Here is a 19048-nt window from a genome sequence, read left to right as displayed (position 1 = left end):
AATTTTCAGACTCTTTAGATCAGGAGCACACCGGTGCCTGTCGTCTTTGTCGCCGCTTCCAAGCTGCCAACGCCTTTTGCGCAATTCACCATGCACGGTTTTCTCGATGAAGCCACCGGCCGCGAGCACGTCGTGCTGAGCCTGGGTGAAATTGCCGACGGTGCCCCGGTACTCGGCCGGTTGCACTCCGAATGCCTGACTGGCGATGCCTTGTTCAGCCAGCGTTGCGACTGCGGTTCGCAACTGGAAGGCGCGCTGAAAGCCATCGCCCGTGAAGGTCGTGGTGTGTTGCTATACCTGCGTCAGGAAGGTCGTGGCATCGGCTTGTTGAACAAGATCCGTGCCTACGAATTGCAGGATGGCGGCGCCGACACCGTTGAAGCCAACGAGCGTCTGGGCTTTGCCGCTGATCAGCGCGACTACGCCATGTGCCTGCCGATGCTTGAGCATCTGGGCGTGAAGTCCCTGCGCCTGATGACCAACAACCCGCGCAAGGTCAAAGCCTTGACCGATATGGGCATTACCGTCGCCGAGCGTGTGCCGCTGCACACCGGTCACAACCCCCACAACAAACTCTATCTGGCGACCAAGGCCAGCAAGCTCGATCACATGATGGGCAACGAGCATCAGGGCGAGGTAGATCGCGCGTGACTCGCGGTCAGGTGCGGCGCCGATTGTCGGTCGATTGGTGGAAATACCTCGCACTGGCGCTGCTGCCGCTGTTCGTACTCAACGCGTTGTTCGGTCAGGGCGAAGGCATTCTTCCTGTGCTGGCGATGCCGTTCTTTATTGCCGGTGTGGCGTCGATGTTTGTCAGCCTGAAGTTTTTCGGCCGCTACAAACATGCGTTGATCGCCACACAAAAAGCCCTCGATACCCCGGGTGAACCGGCCGCGTGGATTGCGCTTGCAGCACGTCGTCGTTCGGCTTTTCTCGCGGCAGCCTTGCCGGCGTGGATCGGCGCACTGGCGGTGTTTGTCGGTCTTGAAGCCGTACCGTTGATGCTGCTGGCGTTGTCCACGGCGGTGCTGTTTTATCTCTACCGTATCCCGCGTCAACTCGGTTGATGCGCCGCCTCTGGCTGGCGGTTCTGCTGCTGGCCGTGTCGGCTCCGGTGCTGGCGGGCCTGCGAGTTGTCAGCCTCGCACCGTCGCTTTCTGAAATTGTCGTTGAACTGGATTCGGCTGACCTGTTGGTCGGCGTGCTGGATGCCGGTGAGCGCCCTGCCGAGATTGCCAGCGTGCCGTCGGTTGGCCGGTATGGCCAACTCGACATGGAACAGTTGCTAAGTCTCAAGCCTGATTTGTTATTGCTCTGGCCCGGTAGTGTGGGACCTGCGCAGCGCGATCAGCTCACGCGTCTGGGCATCCCGACCTTCGTCGCCGAACCGCATTCCCTCGAACAACTCGCCGCGCAGATCGAAGCCATTGCCGCGCAATTGGGGCGACCGGAGCGTGGGGTGGCGCGAGCGACCGAACTGCGCAAACAACTCGCTGAGCTACGCCAGCGCTATCGCCGGGACGTGCCGTTGCGGGTCTTCTATCAGGTCTGGGACAAGCCGCTGTACACCGTGGGGGGTGGGCAGATCATCAGTGATGCGCTTGAGATGTGCGGGGCGAGTAATGTGTTCGCTGATTTGAATCTGCCGGCGCCGCAGGTGAGTATTGAGGCGGTGTTGCAGCGCGACCCCGAGGTGATTCTGGCGAGTGATCAGGCGCAACTGAATGCGTGGAAAACCTGGCCACAGGTGGCGGCGGTGAAGCAGGAAAAATTACTGTTGGTCACCGACAAAGGCCTTGAGCGCCCAAGTGGCCAAATGATCAGCGCTACCGCCAAACTCTGCCAATTGATCGCGCCGGACAGGTAACCCTGTAGGAGCTGCCGAAGGCTGCGATCTTTTGAATTTGCTGTTTGACTGAGTCGGAATCGCCGAAGATCAAGATCAAAAGATCGCAGCCTTCGGCAGCTCCTACAGGGGATTTCAGTGGATTTCGGGAGTCCAGGTGACCCCAAACATCCACACCCGACCTTCCTCGCGATAACCATACTGGCTGCCGTCATAGCTGTAGTTCGCGCGGCTGTAACCCTTATCAAAAACATTATCGACCTTCAGATCCAGCTTGATCTCACGGTTCAGCGCCCAACTGCTGCGCAAGCCGAACAGCGCATAACCACCTAGCGGGTTTTCATTTTTCAGATCGTCATAACTGCTGCTGACCGCCTGCCAACTGGCGCCGAGGCTGACTTGATCAAATTGTCGATCGAGATCCCAACTCAACGTGCGCCGCGCGCGCCGGGTCAGGGTGTGGCCAGTATCACGGTCGCGCGGATCAATGATCGATACGCCAAGGTTGCTCTGCCAGTCGAACAGTTCCTGCTTCAGCGCCGCTTCAAAGCCGTTGATCCGTGCCGAAGCGACGTTCTCCGGGCGTGAGTTACTGCCGAAAATGATCGCGTCTTCCAGATCCGTACGGTAGATCGACGCCTCCAGACGGCTGTTATCAGTCAACTGACTGCGCCACTGCAACTCATAGCTTTTCGAGGTTTCCGGTTTCAAATCCGGGTTGCTGAAGTCGGGGTAGTACAGATCGTTGAAAGTCGGCGCACGAAAGCCTTCGCTGTAGCTCAGCAACAGATCGTTGTCCGGGTTCAGCGGCAAAGTGAACGTGCCGCTCCAGGTGTTCTGGCTGCCGAATTGCTGGTTGTCGTCGTGACGCAGACCCAGCTCCGTGGAGAAACTGTCGGCCTGATAACGATGCTGGATGAATGCGGCGCGGTTCCAGCGACTGTCTTCGTCGAATGCGGTGCTGCTGTTGACCCGGTCTTCGTACCAGTCGCCGCCGAGAATCAGGCTGTTGCGTGCATCCAGCGTCAGATCGTTCTGCCAGTTCACCGAGTCGCGGTAGGTGTTGAACACCGTGCGTTCGTCGCTGAGCTTGTCGAGGCTCTTCTCGCGGTTCTCGGTATGGCCGAACTCGACGCGGGTTTTCCAGATTTCGTTGACCCGTGCATCGACGTAACTGCTGACACTGCTGACGTTGAAATCGCTGTAGGGCTGCTGTTGGACCGATTCGAATGTATTCATGTCGAAGCGGCCGAACGGGTTGTCGAACTCGCTTTTGCCACGGCTATCCAGCAGATTGGCGCCGACTTCGATGTCATCGGTCAGCGCATGACTCAGGCTCAGGCTGACGGATTTATTGCGGTAGGCGTCGTGATCGCCATCGCTCGGGTACGATTCGTGAGTACGGTCAATCCCGGCGGTTTCATCGAGACTAGCACCGAGATTGAAGCGGGTTTTCTCGTCGCTCCCGGACAAGCCGAGGCTGCGCTCCCAGGTCTGGTTGCTGCCGAAACCGACGTGCATCCGTGGCTGCAAACCTTGCTCAGTGCCGCGCCGGGTGAAGATCTGAATCACACCGCCAATCGCATCGCTGCCGTAAATCACCGAACGCGAACCGCGCAGCACTTCCACCCGCTCGATCTGCTCGATGTTCAGATGCTGCAGGTTGCTGTCACCGGACGTCGAACTGCCAATGCGCTGGCCGTCGACCAGCACCAGACTCTGCGCCGACTGCGTGCCGCGAATGTAGATTCCCGGCAGACTGCCGTGCCCGCCGGCCTGCGCCACTTGCACACCGGGGACGCGACGCAGCAGGTCCGGCACGTCACTCGGCTGCAGGCGGTCGATGTCTTCGCGGGTGAACACCGTGTTGGCGGCGCTGCTGTCGTTGCGGGCTTCGACCTGACGGTTGGCGGAGATCAGCATGTCCGGCAGTTTCAGTGCCTGATCACGCTCGAAGGTATCGGCGAGGGCGTTGGCGGTCGGCAGCAGGAGGAAGGGCAGGGCGAGGCGCGAGAGGTTCATCAGTGGTCCGTTGACGCTTGGGGCGGATTCAATTTGGCAGTGACACAAACCACTGTGGGAGCGAGCTTGCTCGCGAATACGGTGTGTCAGTCAAAAATGAGTCGACTGACAGTCCGCTTTCGCGAGCAAGCTCGCTCCCACAGGGTTTTGTGCAGGTATTGCGTTTATTTGTCGAGTAAGGCCAGACGCTCACGAATCGACGCTTCGATCCCGGCCTCATCCAGCCCGCACTCGGCCAGCATCTGGGCAGGCTTGGCGTGTTCGACGTAGATATCCGGCAAGCCCAGGTGCAGCATCGACTTGAGGATGTTCTCCCGCGCGAGGAACTCGCTGACCGCGCCACCCGCGCCGCCCATGATCGCGTTCTCTTCGATGGTCACCAGTAACTCGTGGCTGCCGGCAATCTCGCGCACCAGCGCTTCATCCAGCGGTTTGACGAAACGCATGTCGACCACGGTGGCATCGAGTTTTTCAGCCACCTTCAGCGCCTCGGCCAGTTGCACGCCGAACACCAGCAGAGCGACTTTGCTGCCCTGGCGACGGACGATGCCTTTGCCGATTTCAATCGGCTCGAGGTCTTTGTCGATCGTCGCGTTCGGGCCGGTGCCGCGTGGATAGCGCACAGCCGCCGGGCCGTTGTACAGGTGGCCGGTGGTGAGCATTTTGCGCAGTTCGTTTTCATCACTTGGGGTCATGATAACCATGCCCGGGATGCAACGCAGGTAGGACAGATCGAAGCTGCCAGCGTGGGTCGGGCCGTCTTCGCCCACCAGACCAGCGCGGTCGATGGCGAACAGCACGTCGAGGTTCTGCACCGCGACGTCATGCACCAACTGGTCGTAACCACGCTGGAGGAACGTCGAGTAGATCGCCACTACCGGTTTTGCGCCTTCGCAGGCCATGCCGGCCGCGAATGTCACCGCGTGTTGCTCGGCAATCGCCACGTCGAAGTAGCGCAGCGGGAAGCGTTCGCTGAACGCCACCAGATCCGAGCCTTCCTTCATCGCCGGGGTAATCCCGACGAGGCGCGGATCAGTAGCAGCCATGTCGCACAGCCACTCGCCGAACACCGCCGAATACTTCGGACCAGCAGCCTTTGTCGGCGCAGCAGCCGGAGCATCGACCGGTTCGAGTTTGGTGATCGCGTGGTAGCCGATCGGGTCGACTTCCGCCGGGGCGAAACCCTTGCCTTTCTTGGTGACGATGTGCAGGAACTGCGGGCCTTTCAGATCGCGCATGTTGCGCAGGGTGGCGATCAGGGTTGGCAGGTCGTGGCCGTCGATCGGGCCGATGTAGTTCCAGCCCAGCTCTTCGAACAGGGTGCCGGGAACCAGCATGCCTTTGGCGTATTCTTCAGTGCGACGGGCGATTTCCCAGGCGCCGGGCAGGCGCGACAGGACTTTCTTGCTGCCCTCACGCATGCTCGCGTAGGTGCGGCTGGAAAGGATCTTCGCCAGATAATTCGACAGGCCACCGACATTGCGCGAGATCGACATGTCGTTGTCGTTGAGGATCACCAACATGTTGGCGTTGACTTCCGGCGCGTGGTTCAGCGCCTCGAAAGCCATGCCGGCGGTCAACGCGCCGTCACCAATCACCGCGATTGCCTTGCGATCGCTGTTCTGCAGGCGGGCGGCGATGGCCATGCCCAGTGCAGCGCTGATCGAAGTGCTGGAGTGGCCGACGCCAAAGGTGTCGTATTCACTCTCGGCGCGACGCGGGAACGCGGCAATGCCGTCCTTCTGGCGCAGAGTGCCCATGCGCTCGCGGCGACCGGTGAGGATCTTGTGCGGATACGCCTGGTGCCCGACGTCCCACAGCAGACGGTCGTCCGGTGTGTCGAAGACGTAATGCAACGCGATGGTCAGCTCGATCACGCCCAGGCCGGCACCGAAATGCCCACCGGTCTGACCGACCGTGTAGAGCAATTCCAGGCGCAACTCATCGGCCAGGGTTTCCAGCTCGGCTTCGCCTAACCGGCGCAGGCCGTCCGGCGTGTTCGCGCGGTCGAGCAGGGGCGTGGTCGGGCGCTTGCGGGGAATCTCATGAAACGTCGTGGGCATCAGGCGAATCGTTATAGGTATAGAAGATGCGGCAGTTTACCTGATGCATCGCCCCCTGCCCACGCGTTGGTCTTTTTTGGCGGATACGCCGTCAGTTGCGCCGCTCGACGATATACCGGGCCAGCTCGCGCAAGGGCTCGGCGGCCGCGTCAAACGGTCGCAGGGCGTGCAGAGCCTGATCACGCAGTTCCAGCGCGTAAGCCTTGGCGGCGTCGAGGCCGAGCAGCGCCGGGTAGGTCGGCTTGTCGCGGGCGATGTCGGCGCCCTGGCGTTTACCGAGGGTTTCGGTATCGCTTTCGACGTCGAGGATGTCGTCCTGCACCTGAAAGGCCAGACCGATGGCCTGTGCATAAGTCTGCAGGGCCTTGAGTTCATCCGGTTCGGCGCGGCCGCTGGCCAGGGCGCCGAGTTTGACGCTGACTTCGATCAGTGCGCCGGTCTTGTGCCGGTGCATCTGTTCGAGGGCTTTCTGATCGAGCTTGAGGCCGACCGAGCCGAGGTCGATGGCTTGACCGCCGACCATGCCTGCCGGGCCTGCGGCGTTAGCCAGTGCTGTGACCATTTGCAGGCGGATATCGCTGCTGCAGTCGCTCAGGCGCGGGTCGAGCAGGGCGCTGAAGGCCAGGCTCTGCAAACCGTCGCCGGCGAGAATCGCGCAGGCTTCATCGAATTTCTTGTGGGTGGTTGGCTGGCCGCGACGTAAATCGTCGTCGTCCATCGCCGGCAAATCGTCGTGAACCAGCGAATAAGCGTGAATCAACTCAACCGCGCAAGCCGCGCCGTTGGCTTGCTCCGCCTTGCCACCGAGGGCTTCGCACGCGGCGTAGGCGAGCAGCGGACGCACGCGTTTGCCACCATTCATCACGCTGTAGCGCATGGCTTCGTAAAGTCGCGCCAATTCCGGCAACGGCGCGTTGAACAGGGTTTCCAGCGCCGCGTTTACCCGGGTCTGGCTGCTCGCCGTGTACGCCGCAATCATTCTGGCTGTTCCGCGTCGAAGGGTTCCTCGGCGAGTTCGCCATCGCGCTCCAGCAGCACTTGCACCTTCTGCTCGGCTTGCGCCAGCGCTGCCTGGCAATCACGGGTCAGGCCGATGCCCTGCTCGAAAGCGGTCAGCGAGTCTTCCAGCGACAATTCACCGTTCTCCAGACGCTCGACCAATGTTTGCAGGTCGGCGAGGGACTGTTCGAAATCCAGTGCAGCTTTTTTGCGGGCCATGGCGGCGATTTCCGGTTGACGTTAAACCGGCGCGACACTAGCAGATAGGGGGGTTATGGGCAAATGAGGGGCCGGCCCTCAAGGGCAAACATGACTCTGTGGCGGTTGGGTTTAACGGGCTGCTCTGTCCGGATAATTGATCTGGTAGCGCGTGCTCCGACCGCCCCCCGGCAAGCGTTGCAGGCAACCTTTCTCAAGCAACTCCGCAAGATGTCGGGTCGCCGTGGCCTTCGACACTTTCGCCACCGCTTGATATTGACCGGCGCTGATACCGTGCTCAAAGCCCCGCTCGCCGCCGTCGAGCAGGCGATTGAGTACCTTGACCTGCTCCGCCGAAAGTTCGGACTCGCGGTGTGCCTGCCAGAAACGCGTTTTGCCCAGCACGCTTTCAATCCGGGTGATGGCTTGTTGCAGACTGCGTACCAAGGTTTGCAGGAACCAAGTGAGCCACTCGGTGATATCCAGTGTGGCTTTCTGGCTCGATTCCAGAATCCGGTAGTAGCCGGAACGATCATCCAGAATGCTCGCCGACATGGCGTAGAAACGGATGGCTTGCGCTTCGCCCTGTGCCAGCGCCAGATCAGTGATGGTGCGGGTGAGGCGACCGTTGCCATCGTCGAACGGATGCAAAGTGACAAACCAGAAATGGGCGATGCCCGCGCGTAGCATCGGGTCAAGAGCTGTCTGATGCTGGCTGGCCTCGAACCATTGGAGAAACTGGTCGAGCTGCTGCTCAAGGCCTTGGCGTGGTGGGGCTTCGAAATGAACCGTTGGACGATCAATGCGACCCGAAACCACCTGCATTGGCTCGTCACCGCGTAGCGCACCCGCATGTATTGAGCGTGCAGTTAGGTCAGCCTCTTGATCGGGAAACAGCCACTGGTGCCATTCCAGCAAGCGCTCCAGCGTTAACGGTTCGGCAAATCGACGGGTGGCATCAAGCATAAGCTGCGCCAGACCTTCACTGCGTTTGCTGACGTTATCGCCGTCGATCAACTCCAGGCCCAACCGTCGCGCCAAGGACGACCGTACGGAGCCAACATTCAGTTGCTCACCTTCGATGGCCGAAGACGTCACGATATTCTGCAAAAGGGCGTCCAGTTCGGTCTGAGCCCCCAAAGAGTCACCTACCGAACCGGCCATCCCCATCAACTGACCTTGGGCCTGTACACACTCGCGCAACAACGGTGCCAGGCGTTCCGCCTGCCAGTTGAAGTCGGGCCAATCGGGCTGCTGCCAGATCCAGTAAGTTGCCATTCGTTGCCTGCCTTGAGTCCGTGAGCCGAATAGAAATGCTATTCGGCTCATTTTATGAGCCGAATATGACGGCTATTCGGCTCACCGTCCACCGGATTGGCGTGATTCCTACAGCAAAAGCACATGTATCCGATTGTTAAAAAACCGCCAAATGGCTAATCTTCGCGCCTTCTACGACCCCATAGTCACGGGTCTTTCAGACGAAACGCAGTTTTCACCGCTGTGAAGTACCGAGGATCGGGTGCAAGGTTTCGTTCAGGCATGGCAGGAGGCATTACATGCGTTCATTTTTTTGGCTGCTGATCGGCCTGGCTTGCGCGCCCGCGCTGCTGGCGGCGCCGACGGCCGAGGTGTCGGAACCGGTGGGCGGCTGGCGCTATCACGGCTTGCTCGATCGCACGGAAAACCCGCAAGTCGCCTATCCCACGCCGCCGATTGATCGCGGCATTCAGCGCAATCGCACGATGATCCAGGGCCAGCTCAAGGCCATCGGCCATATGCGTCCGCCGCACAGCCTCGCCGTGAATGGCAATCCATTGAATCTGTACACCGACGACCAGGGCCGTTTCGCCCGGCCCTACGCGTTCGGCGCCGGCTCCAACAGCGTCGAAGTGATCAGCGCCGAAGGCCAGTCGCTCAAGCGCGTGCAATTTTATGAAGCAAACAATTTGCGCACGCCGGCGCGAATTCGTCTTGTCTTGGGCTGGGACGATCCGAAAGCCGAACTCGATCTGCACATTGTCACGCCCGACGGTCAGCATGCGTTCTGGGCGCAGCCGGCGCTGAGTAATGGCGGCGGTCTCGACCCGGATGGCGTCGACGGCCCCGGCCCGGAAATGTTCACCATGACTGCGCCGCTGCACGGCACTTATCTGGTTTACGTCAACTATTGGGGCAACTTCGGCAACGGCGGCTATAACTTCGAGGAGACCAGCAACCAGAACGAGGTGATCACCTCGCAAATCACGCTGGTGCTCAACGAAAACACCGTCGACGAAAAACGCGAAACGTTCATCGTGCCGCTGCGGGCGATCGGTGATCTGCTGCTGGTCAAGACTTTCAACTATTAATAAGCATCCCGCTGCACGGATGAAATCGGGCTTTGAAAAGATGAGCGAAAACACTGTGACTTCAGCTGTCGAAACGCCAGCGGCCAAACCTTCGCGACGCTGGCCTTTGCTGCTGGCCGGGTTGTGCCTGGTGGCCGGCGTGGCGGGTGGTTTCGGCTGGCTGCTGCTCAAGCCCAAGGCGCCGCCGGCGGAGTTGGCGAGTGACAAGCTTGGCCTGAGTCGCCCGGATGCATTGCTGGAAACCCGCTCGCTGAGCCAGTTGCCCAAGGATCTGCTCACCGTACCGTTCCTCAAAGCCACGCTCACCGAAGATTTCGTCTTCTATTACGAAACTCATGCCGACCGCCTCGGGCTGATCGGCAGCCTGCGCCGGATCATCTACGAGCATGACCTGAAGTTGCAGGACAGCCTGATCGAACAGCTTTTCGATCAGCCGGCAGACGTGGCGTTGTGGCGTGGCGCGGATGGTCGCTTGAAGGATTTCCTGTTGGTGATGGATCGCGGCGGTCTGGCGAAATTGCTCGAGCCGCTGGCGAAAGTAGCGCTGGATGACACGCAGCTCAGTCAGATGGGCGAACTCAAAGTCGGCGGCGATAGCGTGCCGCTGTACCAACTGACCTACAACGCCAGCAAAGCGCTGCTGTTCGCCTCCCACGGCGACAAACTGGTGGTGCTGTCCAATCCGGCCAAGTATTACGACCCGGAAAGCGGCGTGTCTGAAGAGTCCGGTCACGTCTCGCCACAAGCGCTGGCGGCGTTGCTCAATGGCGAAAAACTGTTCCCCGAAGCGTTCGGCCTGCCGGCGAAAACTCCGGAAACCAAGCAACGCCTATCGGTCAACTCCAGCGTTCTGGCCATGGGTTATCAGCGTTTCATCCCGAACTTCGCCGGGCTGCGCTTCGACATGGATGACAAGGGCTGGCACAGCTACCTCGCCATGGACGAACTGGACAACCAGCCCGACTTTGATTTCAAACCGGTCTGGCAAGCGATGCCGCTGGGCGCCAGTGCCTGCGTGACCCTGCCGGTCGCGGCCGAACCGCAAAAACCACTGCTGGTAAAACTCGGCGCCGAAGAAGCTGTGGCGCAAACCCTCACCGAACATGTGGCCGGTGCGGCAGGCCTGTGCTGGTACGCCGATTCGCGTTTGTACACGCCATTGCTGGTGGCCAGTCTGAAAGACGAGGACAGCAGCAAACTCGACGGTGATCTTGGCAAGCTGTTCGGTTCGATGGTCGGTGCATTCGAAGCCAACGTCGAAGAAAACGTGTTCCCGGTAGTCGAGAAGCAGGAAGGCCAGAACCACGTCTGGCAGCGTCAGGTCAGCTCCAACTTCGGCCCGTATGCGGCGAAGACTGCGGAAAATCCGGACGCGATTTCCGGCAAGGCTTTCATGAAGGTCAGCCTCGCTCGCCACGGTTCGACGCTGCTGTTTTCCCTCGACGACAAACTCGTCGACAAGGCCCTCGGCACCCTCGACAAACGCTTCCCGCCGATGGCCGACGTGTTGCCCAAAGACGTGCTGATGCCGATCTACTTCGGCCCGGATTCGATGGCGCAACTGATGCAGCAGGAAACCCTCGACAGCCTGCCGCAAGACATGGAGCCGGTGTTCTACAACGCCGCGCAAACCTATCTGATTCCGAAACTGCGCACCCTCGGCGGCTACGGCAAATACGCGCTGACGCTGCCGGAAGGCAGCGAGCCTGACGGCCACTGGCAATGGTTGCCGCTGGAATGGAAAGCGCTGTGACGACACTGATCCGCAGCCTCGGCCTGCTCGCGCTGTTGCTCAGTGCGGGCGCCCGCGCCGTTGAAGCACCCGCACTCGATCCGGCGCAATCCCAGGTGTTTCGCGCCTGGTTCGTGCGCATCGCTCAAGAGCAGTTGAGCCAAGGCCCAAGTCCGCGCTGGTATCAGCAGGACTGTGCCGGGCTGGTGCGTTTTGCCGCCAACGAAGCGCTGAAAGTCCACGACGACAAATGGCTGCGCAGCAATGGCCTGTCCAATCGCTATCTGCCGCCGGAACTGTCGCTCAGCGATGAGCAACGCAAGCTCGCCCAGCAATGGCAGCAGGGCGGCGGCAAGGTCGGGCCGTACGTCAACGCGATCAAACTGATTCAGTTCAACAGCCATCTGGTCAGCCGCGACGTGTCGCAAGCACGGCCCGGTGATCTGATGTTTTTCGATCAGGGCGACGACCAGCACCTGATGATCTGGATGGGCCGCTACATCGCTTATCACACCGGCACCACCACCCCCACTGACAACGGCATGCGTTCAGCAAGCCTGCAGCAACTCATGACATGGAAGGACACCCGATGGATACCCGACGCAGCCAACCCCAACTTCATCGGCGTCTATCGACTGAACTTTCTCTCCCAATGACCGGTGCCCGCATGTTGCGTATCTGTTCCCGAATTCCTCTGCTGTTGGCGCTATTGCTGCCAATGGCCACCGTCAGTGCCGAAGATTCGGTCGAGCCGAGCGGCTACACGCCGGTCTCGGGTGAAAGCTTTTTCCTGCTCGCCGACAGCAGTTTCGCTGCTGATGAACAGGCAATGGTCCGTCTCGAAGCGCCGGGCCGTGACTATCGTCGTTTCCGCATGGAACCTTACGGCGGCGCGGATATTCGTGTGTACCGCATCGACAAACCGCTGGATTTCCTCAAGCGTCAAAAGAACCTGCATCGGGTGGTCAGCGACGGCCAGTTCAAGGGCGAAGGCCTGTCCAACACCCTCGCGTATCTGTGGGACAACTGGTACCGCAAATCCCGGCGGGTGATGCAGCGCGCGTTCTCTTATGAATCGCGCAAACAGGTCACCGAAGAAGTGCCGGAACTGAAGATGGGCAACGCCATCGCAGCGCCGACGCCGTACGACGCGCAGCCGCAATTTGCGCTGATTCCGGGTCTGCCGGTGGTCAGCCAGTTCCGTTATCCGCTGTGGCAGGCCAAGCCGATTCAGCCGCCGGAAGGGGTGAATCTGGCGGGTTCATCCAGTGATTTCGTTAGCGTCGCACCCGGCAACGTTTACATCCCGTTGGGCAATCTGAAGCCGGGTCTGTATCTGGTCGAAGCGCTGATCGGCAAGTACCGCGCGACCACCATGGTCTTCGTTTCCAACACCGTCGCGGTAAGCAAGATTGCCGGCGATGAATTGCTGGTCTGGGCCGCGCGCAAACACGAAGGCAGCTCGGTACCGAAGGTGAATGTGCTGTGGACTGACGGCCTCGGCGTGATGAGCAGCGGTGCGACTGATACCGATGGTTTGCTGCGCCTGAAACACGTCAGTCCGGAGCGTTCGTTCGTCATCGGCGAGGACGAAGAGGGCGGTGTATTCGTCTCGGAAAACTTCTATTACGACAGCGAAATCTACGACACCAAACTGTATGCCTTCACCGACCGGCCGCTGTATCGCCCGGGTGATTGGGTGTCGCTGAAAATCGTCGGTCGCGAGTTCAAGAATGCGCGGGACTCGGTGTTGCCCGGTGCGGCGGATGTCACGGTCAGCGTGCTCGACGCCACCGGCACCGAGTTGCAACACCTCGACCTGAAACTCGATTCGAAGGCCGGTACTCAAGGCCGCTTCCAGTTGCCGGACAACGCAGTGGCCGGGGGTTACGAGATCCGTTTCAACTATAAGGACCAGGCTTACAGCAGCGCTTTTCGCGTGGCCGAGTACATCAAGCCGCACTTCGAGATTTCGCTGAATCTGGCCAAGCAGGATTACCGCACTGGCGATCCGGTCAAAGGCAGTCTGCTGTTGCTGTACCCGGACGGCAAACCGGTGGCCAACGCCAAACTGACCCTGAGCCTGCGCGCCCAGCAACTGTCGATGGTCGACAACGAGCTGCAATACCTCGGGCAATTCCCGGTGGAACTGACCAGCACCGAACTGACTACCGACAGCAAAGGCAACGCGACCCTTGATCTGCCGGCCGCCGACAAACCGAGCCGCTACATGCTCACCGTGTTCGCCAGCGATGGCGCGGCGTATCGGGTCAAGACCACCAAGGAAATCCTCATCGACCGTGGCGCCGCGAGCTTCCGCTTGAGCGCGCCGCAACGCTTCAGTGCAGTCGGCGACAAGGTTGCGTTCAGCTACGCCAACGAGGGCGGCACCGAGCAAAGCAAAGCGGTGACGCCGAGCACCTATGGCTGGGTGCGTCTGGAAGACCAGAGCACCGGTGAAGGCAAACTCGCGGCGACGGACAAGGGCTTCAGCCTGGCGTTTGATCGTCCGGGCACTTACAACCTGACCTTGAAAGATCAACACGGCCGCGTGCTCGGTGCCACGGGGCATTCGGTCACTGGCGACGGCGTCAAAGCAGTGCCGGGCACTGTGGAAATCGTCCTCGACAAAGCCGAGTACAAGGCTGGCGATGAAGCACTGGCGCTGATCACTTTCCCGGAGCCGGTCAGTGATGCGTTGCTCTCGCTGGAGCGCGACAAGGTCGAAGCCACCGCGCTGCTGGCCAAGGGCGGCGACTGGCTGAAACTGGAAAAACTCAGCGACACCCAATACCGCGCACGCATCCCGGTCAAGGACAACTTTGCGCCAAACCTGACCTTCTCCGTGCTCTACACCAAGGGCGGTCAGTACAGCTTCCAGAACGCCGGGATCAAAGTGGTCGCGCCGCAAATCGACGTGGCGATCAGCACTGATAAAGCGGTGTATTTGCCGGGCGACACGGTCACGGTTGATCTGAGCACGCAGTTCGCCGGCAAAGCGGTTCCGGCGCATCTGACCGTCAGCGTCGTCGACGAAATGGTCTACGCGCTGCAACCGGAAGTCGCGCCGACCATCGACCAGTTCTTCTACCACCCGCGCCGCAACAACGTGCGCACCAGTGCGAGCCTGTCGTTCATCAGTTACGACGTCGCGTTGCCGGGCAGCCCCGGCGCGCCGGGCAAAGCCAACCGCAGCGAGCGTGGTGTAAAAGTGCTGGAGCGGCCGCGTCGTGAAGATGTTGATACCGCCGCGTGGCAGCCGGAGTTGTTGACCGGTGCCGACGGCAAAACCCGCTTCACCTTCAAGATGCCGGACTCGCTGACCCGCTGGCGCATTACCGCTCGCGCGATCGCCGATGACGGTCAGGTCGGGCAGAAGAAGCAGTTCGTGCGTTCGGAAAAACCGCTGTACCTGAAGTGGAGCGGGCCGAGCAAATTCCGTAAGAGCGATCAGCCGCAACTCGGCGTGTTCGCCTTCAGCCAAGCCGAGAAACCGGTCAAGGCTGAACTGGTCACTCACTATGCGGGCGCCGAACAGCGTCTGCCTGTGACCCTGAACAACGGCATCAATTATCTGCCGCTGCCGGCGTTCACATTGGCTTCCGGCGAATGGACGGCGGAGTTGGTGCAGGACGGCAAGACCGCCGATTCCCTCGCCGTGCGCCTGAGTGCGACCGGTGACGGCTGGCAAGTCACTCAGACTCAAAGCCTCGACGTGGCCAGCGGTGACACACCGTTGAGTCTGCCGGCCGACGCCACCGATATTCGCCTGCGTCTGGATGACAGCCCGCAAGCGTTGTTCCGTTCGGCACTCGATGATCTGCTCAGCTATCCGTACGGCGGCGTCGAGCAGACTGCCAGCCGTTTGCTGCCGTTGAGCATTGCCTATCCATCGCTGGCATCGAATCCGCAGATTCGTGATCGCTTGCGTCTGATCATGCAGAACAGCCGTCTGCGTCTGGTGCAAATGGCCGGGCCGTCGGCGAGCTTCACCTGGTGGGGTTACGACGGTGAACCGGATGCGTTCCTCACGGCTTACGCTTACTACGCCGACTGGAACGCTAGCCAGGTGCTGGAATTGACCTTGCCGCCGGAGCATTGGCAGCGAGTCCTGGAGGTTTACGCCAAGCAAGCGCCGAACACACCGTTGCTGCAGCGCGCGCTGATTCTGTCGTTCGCCAAGCAGATGCATTTGCCGGTGAACACCTTGCTCAGCGGCTTGATGGAGGATCTGGCCAAGGCCGGTGAAGGCAACGCCGAAACCCTGATGGACGACGGCGAAGACAGTCTGGTGATGAGCGCCCCGGATTCGGCGCTCGGTCTGGCGGCGGCGCGGGTGTTGACCGCTGCGTTGGCCACGCAGTCGAAGGTCGCCTTGCCGGAAACGTTCAATCGTCAGGTAGGGGCTGCGCAACAGCGTCTGGCGGTCAGTTCGCAGCCGTTCGCCGAGGCGCTGAACCTGTCGCTGCAAGCGTTCGATCAGGCGCGTGCTACGGCGTTGTTGCAACGTTTGCTGCCGCAGCAGTCGACCCTCGAACGTGCGCTGGCGCTGACCTGGCTGCAACGCAGCATCGCCCAGGCGTCGCCGACCATTGCACTGACGCCGGGTGAAGGCTGGAAGAAGAACTACGGAGCCAGCGGCGAGATGTACTGGACGTGGCAGGGCGCGACGCCAGTGCCGAGCGTGTTGTCGGTGTCCGGTACGCAGGAGCGTCCGCTGCGCGCGGCGTTGAGTTTCCAGAGCCAGCAACCGGCAGTCGATCCGATGGCCGTGACCATCACCCGTCGCCTGTCGCGACTGGTGCCGGGCGAGGAAGCGTTCACCTTCAAACTGGAGCCGATCGGCAGCAAGCCGCTGTCCAGCGACAGCCTGTATTTGGACGAAGTGATCCTCACCAGCAAAGCGCCGAAACCGCTGCGCTACGGCATGCTCGAAGTGCCGCTACCACCGGGCGCCGATGTCGAGCGCACCACCTGGGGCATCAAGTTGCAGGGCAAGGACGGCACTGAACCGACCTCGTTGGAGAAGGCGCGTTTCGAACCGGGGCAACTGGCTTATGCGGTGCCGGTCGATGCGCTGAGCGGCGAATTGCGCTTGCGCCATCTGGTGCGCTTCTCGCAAAAGGGCCAGTTCAGCCTGCCGCCGGTGCGTTTCAAACAGGTCTACGCGCCGCAGCATCAGGCCCAGGAAGTGAAAGCCGCCCTTGGTCAGGTCACGGTCAACTGACATGAGCCGGCCGCTGCTGTGGCTGCTGATGTGTGTGATACCTGCGCTGGCGACGGCGCAGGATGAGCCGTTGCGCGTGGCCTATAAGGGCGAGTTGTTGTCGTTGAGTCAGACGCAATTGATCGCCCGGGAGCCCTTGCCGCCGACGCTCGATACCCCGTTGGGCAGTCTGTGGAAATTGTTCGTATACGCATGGCTGGTCGATACCGGTGCGCGTGAGCCTGCTTATGAATGTCGCGGACAGTCGAAGGAAGAGGTTTATTGCTGCTCGGCGGGCGGCAGGATCGAGCGTGATCAGGCGTTGGTGAAATCCTGCGGGTTGTACTTTGAGCCTGCGCGATTGGGGATTTCTTCTGCCGATTGGCGCACGTATTGGCAGGCGCGGCGGGCGCCATCGTGGCTGCTGGATTTGCCGTCGGTGCAGCCGGCTCAACGGGTTTCCGTGATTGAGTTGTTGAAGGTCTTGGCTGCTTTGCCGGCGCAGGATCAAGCGCGTCGCGTGCTGCTCGATGTGGTGCTGAATGCGGCGGACGGTAATGTCGTCGGCGAACTGGGCGGGCGTTTGCGGGCGAAAACCTGGAGCTGGCTTGGCGATCAGGATCCGCAGTCGCGCCAGGGTGGTTTCGCCGGTTGGACCGCGGACGGATCTCCGCTCTGGGCTGGCGGGCGTGGTACCAGTCAGATGGTTTTGCGCCATTACGGCCAGGCGTTGGCGACCGTTTTGCCAGCGGCATGGCCGGCAGAGGCGGGGCGCTGTGTTGAAGTCGGGTTGTTCTCGCGCTATCCGCTCACGCGGGTTTTGGCTGGTGAGCGGGTGGTGACGTCCGGCCCGTTGCAAGGCGATTACCGCGTCGAATTCGCCAATGGCAACGCGCTGGATATCCACAGCGACGGGGAACTGTTTCTGCTCAACGACAAACTCGTCGCCAGGCTTGATCGCGAAGAATACGTCGCTCGCGTACTGGAGCGTGAAGCCAGACCCGAACCTGCCGAAGCGGCCAAGGCGTTGGCCGTAGCGATCCGCACTTATCTGCTGCAAAACGCCACACGCAACGGCGACTGCCTGAGTATCGATGACAGCAGCAACCGCCAGCGCGTCGCACCACGCCCGGCCTCTGCTGAATCGCGCAACATCGCCGCATGGACGGCGGATCTGGTTTTGGCCGGTAGCACCGTCACCTATCACTCCGATCAACCCGGCCCGGACAAACTCGCCTGGCAACAAGCCGTCGAGCAGGCCAACGCCGGTCAGCGCTACGACGCGATTCTCCTGCACGCCTATCCGCGCGCCAGCCTCAGTCGCTGGGACAATCCGGTCGCGTCCTGCGAGGCACTACCCGCCGCCCAAGACTGGCTGCAGAAACAACGACGCGGCTGGCGCCCGAAGCTGGAAAGCGAAACCGGCTACAACGAAGTCAGCACCTTCGCCGTATGCAAACTGGCCTTCGGCAGGCCCTTCGTCGACCGCGAACGCCAACGTATCTACGTGCGCGGCGTACTGACCCTGCAGGATCGCCTCGACCTGACCCACGAATATCTGCACCTGGCCTTTGAAGCACACCCCAACGGCCAGGATGAAACCTACATCGAAGGGCTCGCCCGTCACCTTTTGCTGGAATAGACCATGACACTCCGTTATCCACAGGTCTTGCTGCTGCTCTGCACCTTGACTGCGCTCTCGCCAGCCATCGCTGCCGACGGCGTCAAACTCGATACCCCGATCGGCGGCTGGCGCAGCGGCGCACCCGAAGGCGAGGGCGAAAGCTTCCGCCAGACCGTCAATTACCCGGCATCATCGGTCAACACCCCGGTCGGCCAAGCCAACACTGCCCGCATCAGCGGCGAGATCAAAGCTGCGCGGAAGGACAACGACCCCGGCCGCCTGATCGTCAATGGCGTGAGCATGCCGCTGAAAATCGACGACAGCGGCCGCTTCGACCGCCCGTTCTCCTTCCCTAACGGCAGCAATAGCGTCGAAGTGCGCAGTCCCGACGGTAAACAACGCCACCGCACCCAATTCCTCAATACCAGCGGCGGCGCTACCCCGGCCAAGTTACGCGTACTGCTGGCTTGGGATAGCGACGGCACCGACCTCGACCTGCACCTCGTCACCCCCGACGGCGCGCACATCTGGTACGGCAACCGCAGTGTCGCCAACGGCGCCGCGCTCGACGTTGACGTCACCACCGGTTATGGCCCGGAAATCTTCGCCATGCCGGCGCCGATCAAGGGGCAATATCTGGTCTATGTGAATTACTACGGCGGTGGCTATCGCGGGGATGATGAGGGTGGAGATGAGGCGGTACAGGCACTGACCACGGCGCAGGTGACGGTGATTACTGAAGAGGGCACGCCGAGCGAGAAGATGGAGACGTTCCTGATCCCGATGCGCGCGGTGGGGGAGTTGACGTTGGTTAAGGCGTTTAGTTATCCGTGAGGGGGCGAGATGTTCCTGCACAAATGATTTAGGTCAGCAGGCTGTTGACCTATTTCTGGATATTGATAACGGCATGAGAACTACAGGTCATCCAGACTTGCTTTTACTCGTTGTGGGGCGGCGAGTCGTTCGGTAACGACACCAATGAGTTTTTCATTCTCTTCCCTGAGCATTGA

The 19048-nt window shown here is 60.9% G+C and carries 14 protein-coding genes; 9 read left to right on the top strand and 5 right to left on the bottom strand.

What is annotated here, in order from left to right; genetic code table 11:
* Nucleotides 1-33: 33 nt before the first annotated feature.
* From ribA to H8F23_RS15435, 3 genes are read left to right on the top strand one after another with little or no spacing between them, the layout of a single operon-like run.
* Nucleotides 34-651: a GTP cyclohydrolase II gene (ribA, locus tag H8F23_RS15445; RefSeq protein ID WP_016984117.1), complete on the top strand. Its 618-nt coding sequence runs from the start codon at nt 34-36 to the stop codon at nt 649-651.
* Nucleotides 648-1067, top strand: coding sequence for an MFS transporter (locus H8F23_RS15440; protein WP_194934933.1), 420 nt, complete (start codon nt 648-650; stop codon nt 1065-1067). Before ribA ends, H8F23_RS15440 begins: the two co-directional genes overlap by 4 nt.
* Nucleotides 1067-1867: a cobalamin-binding protein gene (locus H8F23_RS15435; RefSeq protein WP_194934932.1), complete on the top strand. Its 801-nt coding sequence runs from the start codon at nt 1067-1069 to the stop codon at nt 1865-1867. The genes H8F23_RS15440 and H8F23_RS15435 overlap by 1 nt, the downstream gene beginning before the upstream one ends.
* A 114-nt stretch (nt 1868-1981) precedes the next feature.
* On the opposite strand, the gene H8F23_RS15430 is transcribed toward H8F23_RS15435, so the two are convergent.
* The 5 genes from H8F23_RS15430 to H8F23_RS15410 form a co-directional block, all read right to left on the bottom strand.
* Nucleotides 1982-3868: a TonB-dependent receptor domain-containing protein gene (locus tag H8F23_RS15430; RefSeq protein ID WP_194934931.1), complete on the bottom strand. Its 1887-nt coding sequence runs from the start codon at nt 3866-3868 to the stop codon at nt 1982-1984.
* 164 nt (nt 3869-4032) lie between these two features.
* Nucleotides 4033-5931: a 1-deoxy-D-xylulose-5-phosphate synthase gene (gene dxs, locus H8F23_RS15425; RefSeq protein WP_194934930.1), complete on the bottom strand. Its 1899-nt coding sequence runs from the start codon at nt 5929-5931 to the stop codon at nt 4033-4035.
* A 91-nt stretch (nt 5932-6022) separates the two neighbouring features.
* Complete coding sequence (gene ispA / locus H8F23_RS15420) at nt 6023-6910, bottom strand: (2E,6E)-farnesyl diphosphate synthase (protein ID WP_194934929.1); 888 nt, start codon at nt 6908-6910, stop codon at nt 6023-6025.
* Nucleotides 6907-7149: an exodeoxyribonuclease VII small subunit gene (locus tag H8F23_RS15415; RefSeq protein ID WP_003228627.1), complete on the bottom strand. Its 243-nt coding sequence runs from the start codon at nt 7147-7149 to the stop codon at nt 6907-6909. Before H8F23_RS15415 ends, ispA begins: the two co-directional genes overlap by 4 nt.
* 111 nt (nt 7150-7260) lie before the next feature.
* Nucleotides 7261-8406: a Fic family protein gene (locus H8F23_RS15410; RefSeq protein ID WP_194934928.1), complete on the bottom strand. Its 1146-nt coding sequence runs from the start codon at nt 8404-8406 to the stop codon at nt 7261-7263.
* Nucleotides 8407-8684: 278 nt separating this feature from the next.
* On the opposite strand from H8F23_RS15410, the gene H8F23_RS15405 reads away from it, so the two are divergent.
* From H8F23_RS15405 to H8F23_RS15380, 6 genes are read left to right on the top strand one after another with little or no spacing between them, the layout of a single operon-like run.
* Complete coding sequence (locus H8F23_RS15405) at nt 8685-9476, top strand: YfaP family protein (protein WP_194934927.1); 792 nt, start codon at nt 8685-8687, stop codon at nt 9474-9476.
* Between the two features lie 40 nt (nt 9477-9516).
* Nucleotides 9517-11229: a DUF2138 domain-containing protein gene (locus H8F23_RS15400; RefSeq protein WP_194934926.1), complete on the top strand. Its 1713-nt coding sequence runs from the start codon at nt 9517-9519 to the stop codon at nt 11227-11229.
* Nucleotides 11214-11864 carry a DUF1175 domain-containing protein gene (locus H8F23_RS15395; RefSeq protein WP_095122135.1) on the top strand — a complete coding sequence of 217 codons (651 nt, stop codon included), beginning with the start codon at nt 11214-11216 and terminating at the stop codon, nt 11862-11864. Before H8F23_RS15400 ends, H8F23_RS15395 begins: the two co-directional genes overlap by 16 nt.
* Nucleotides 11861-16435: an alpha-2-macroglobulin family protein gene (locus tag H8F23_RS15390; RefSeq protein WP_194934925.1), complete on the top strand. Its 4575-nt coding sequence runs from the start codon at nt 11861-11863 to the stop codon at nt 16433-16435. The genes H8F23_RS15395 and H8F23_RS15390 overlap by 4 nt, the downstream gene beginning before the upstream one ends.
* Nucleotide 16436: 1 nt before the next feature.
* Nucleotides 16437-18056 (top strand): DUF2300 domain-containing protein, encoded by a 1620-nt coding sequence (locus tag H8F23_RS15385; RefSeq protein ID WP_194934924.1) that lies wholly within the window; start codon nt 16437-16439, stop codon nt 18054-18056.
* Nucleotides 18057-18059: 3 nt separating this feature from the next.
* Entirely contained in the window at nt 18060-18872 is an 813-nt protein-coding gene (locus tag H8F23_RS15380) for a YfaP family protein (RefSeq protein WP_194934923.1), read from the top strand.
* Nucleotides 18873-19048 lie beyond the last annotated feature (176 nt).

The organism is Pseudomonas neuropathica, assembly GCF_015461835.1.
Taxonomy (GTDB): domain Bacteria; phylum Pseudomonadota; class Gammaproteobacteria; order Pseudomonadales; family Pseudomonadaceae; genus Aquipseudomonas; species Aquipseudomonas neuropathica.
The sequence above is the reverse complement of the archived record's forward strand: the minus strand, read 5'-3'. Positions and strand labels throughout refer to the sequence as shown.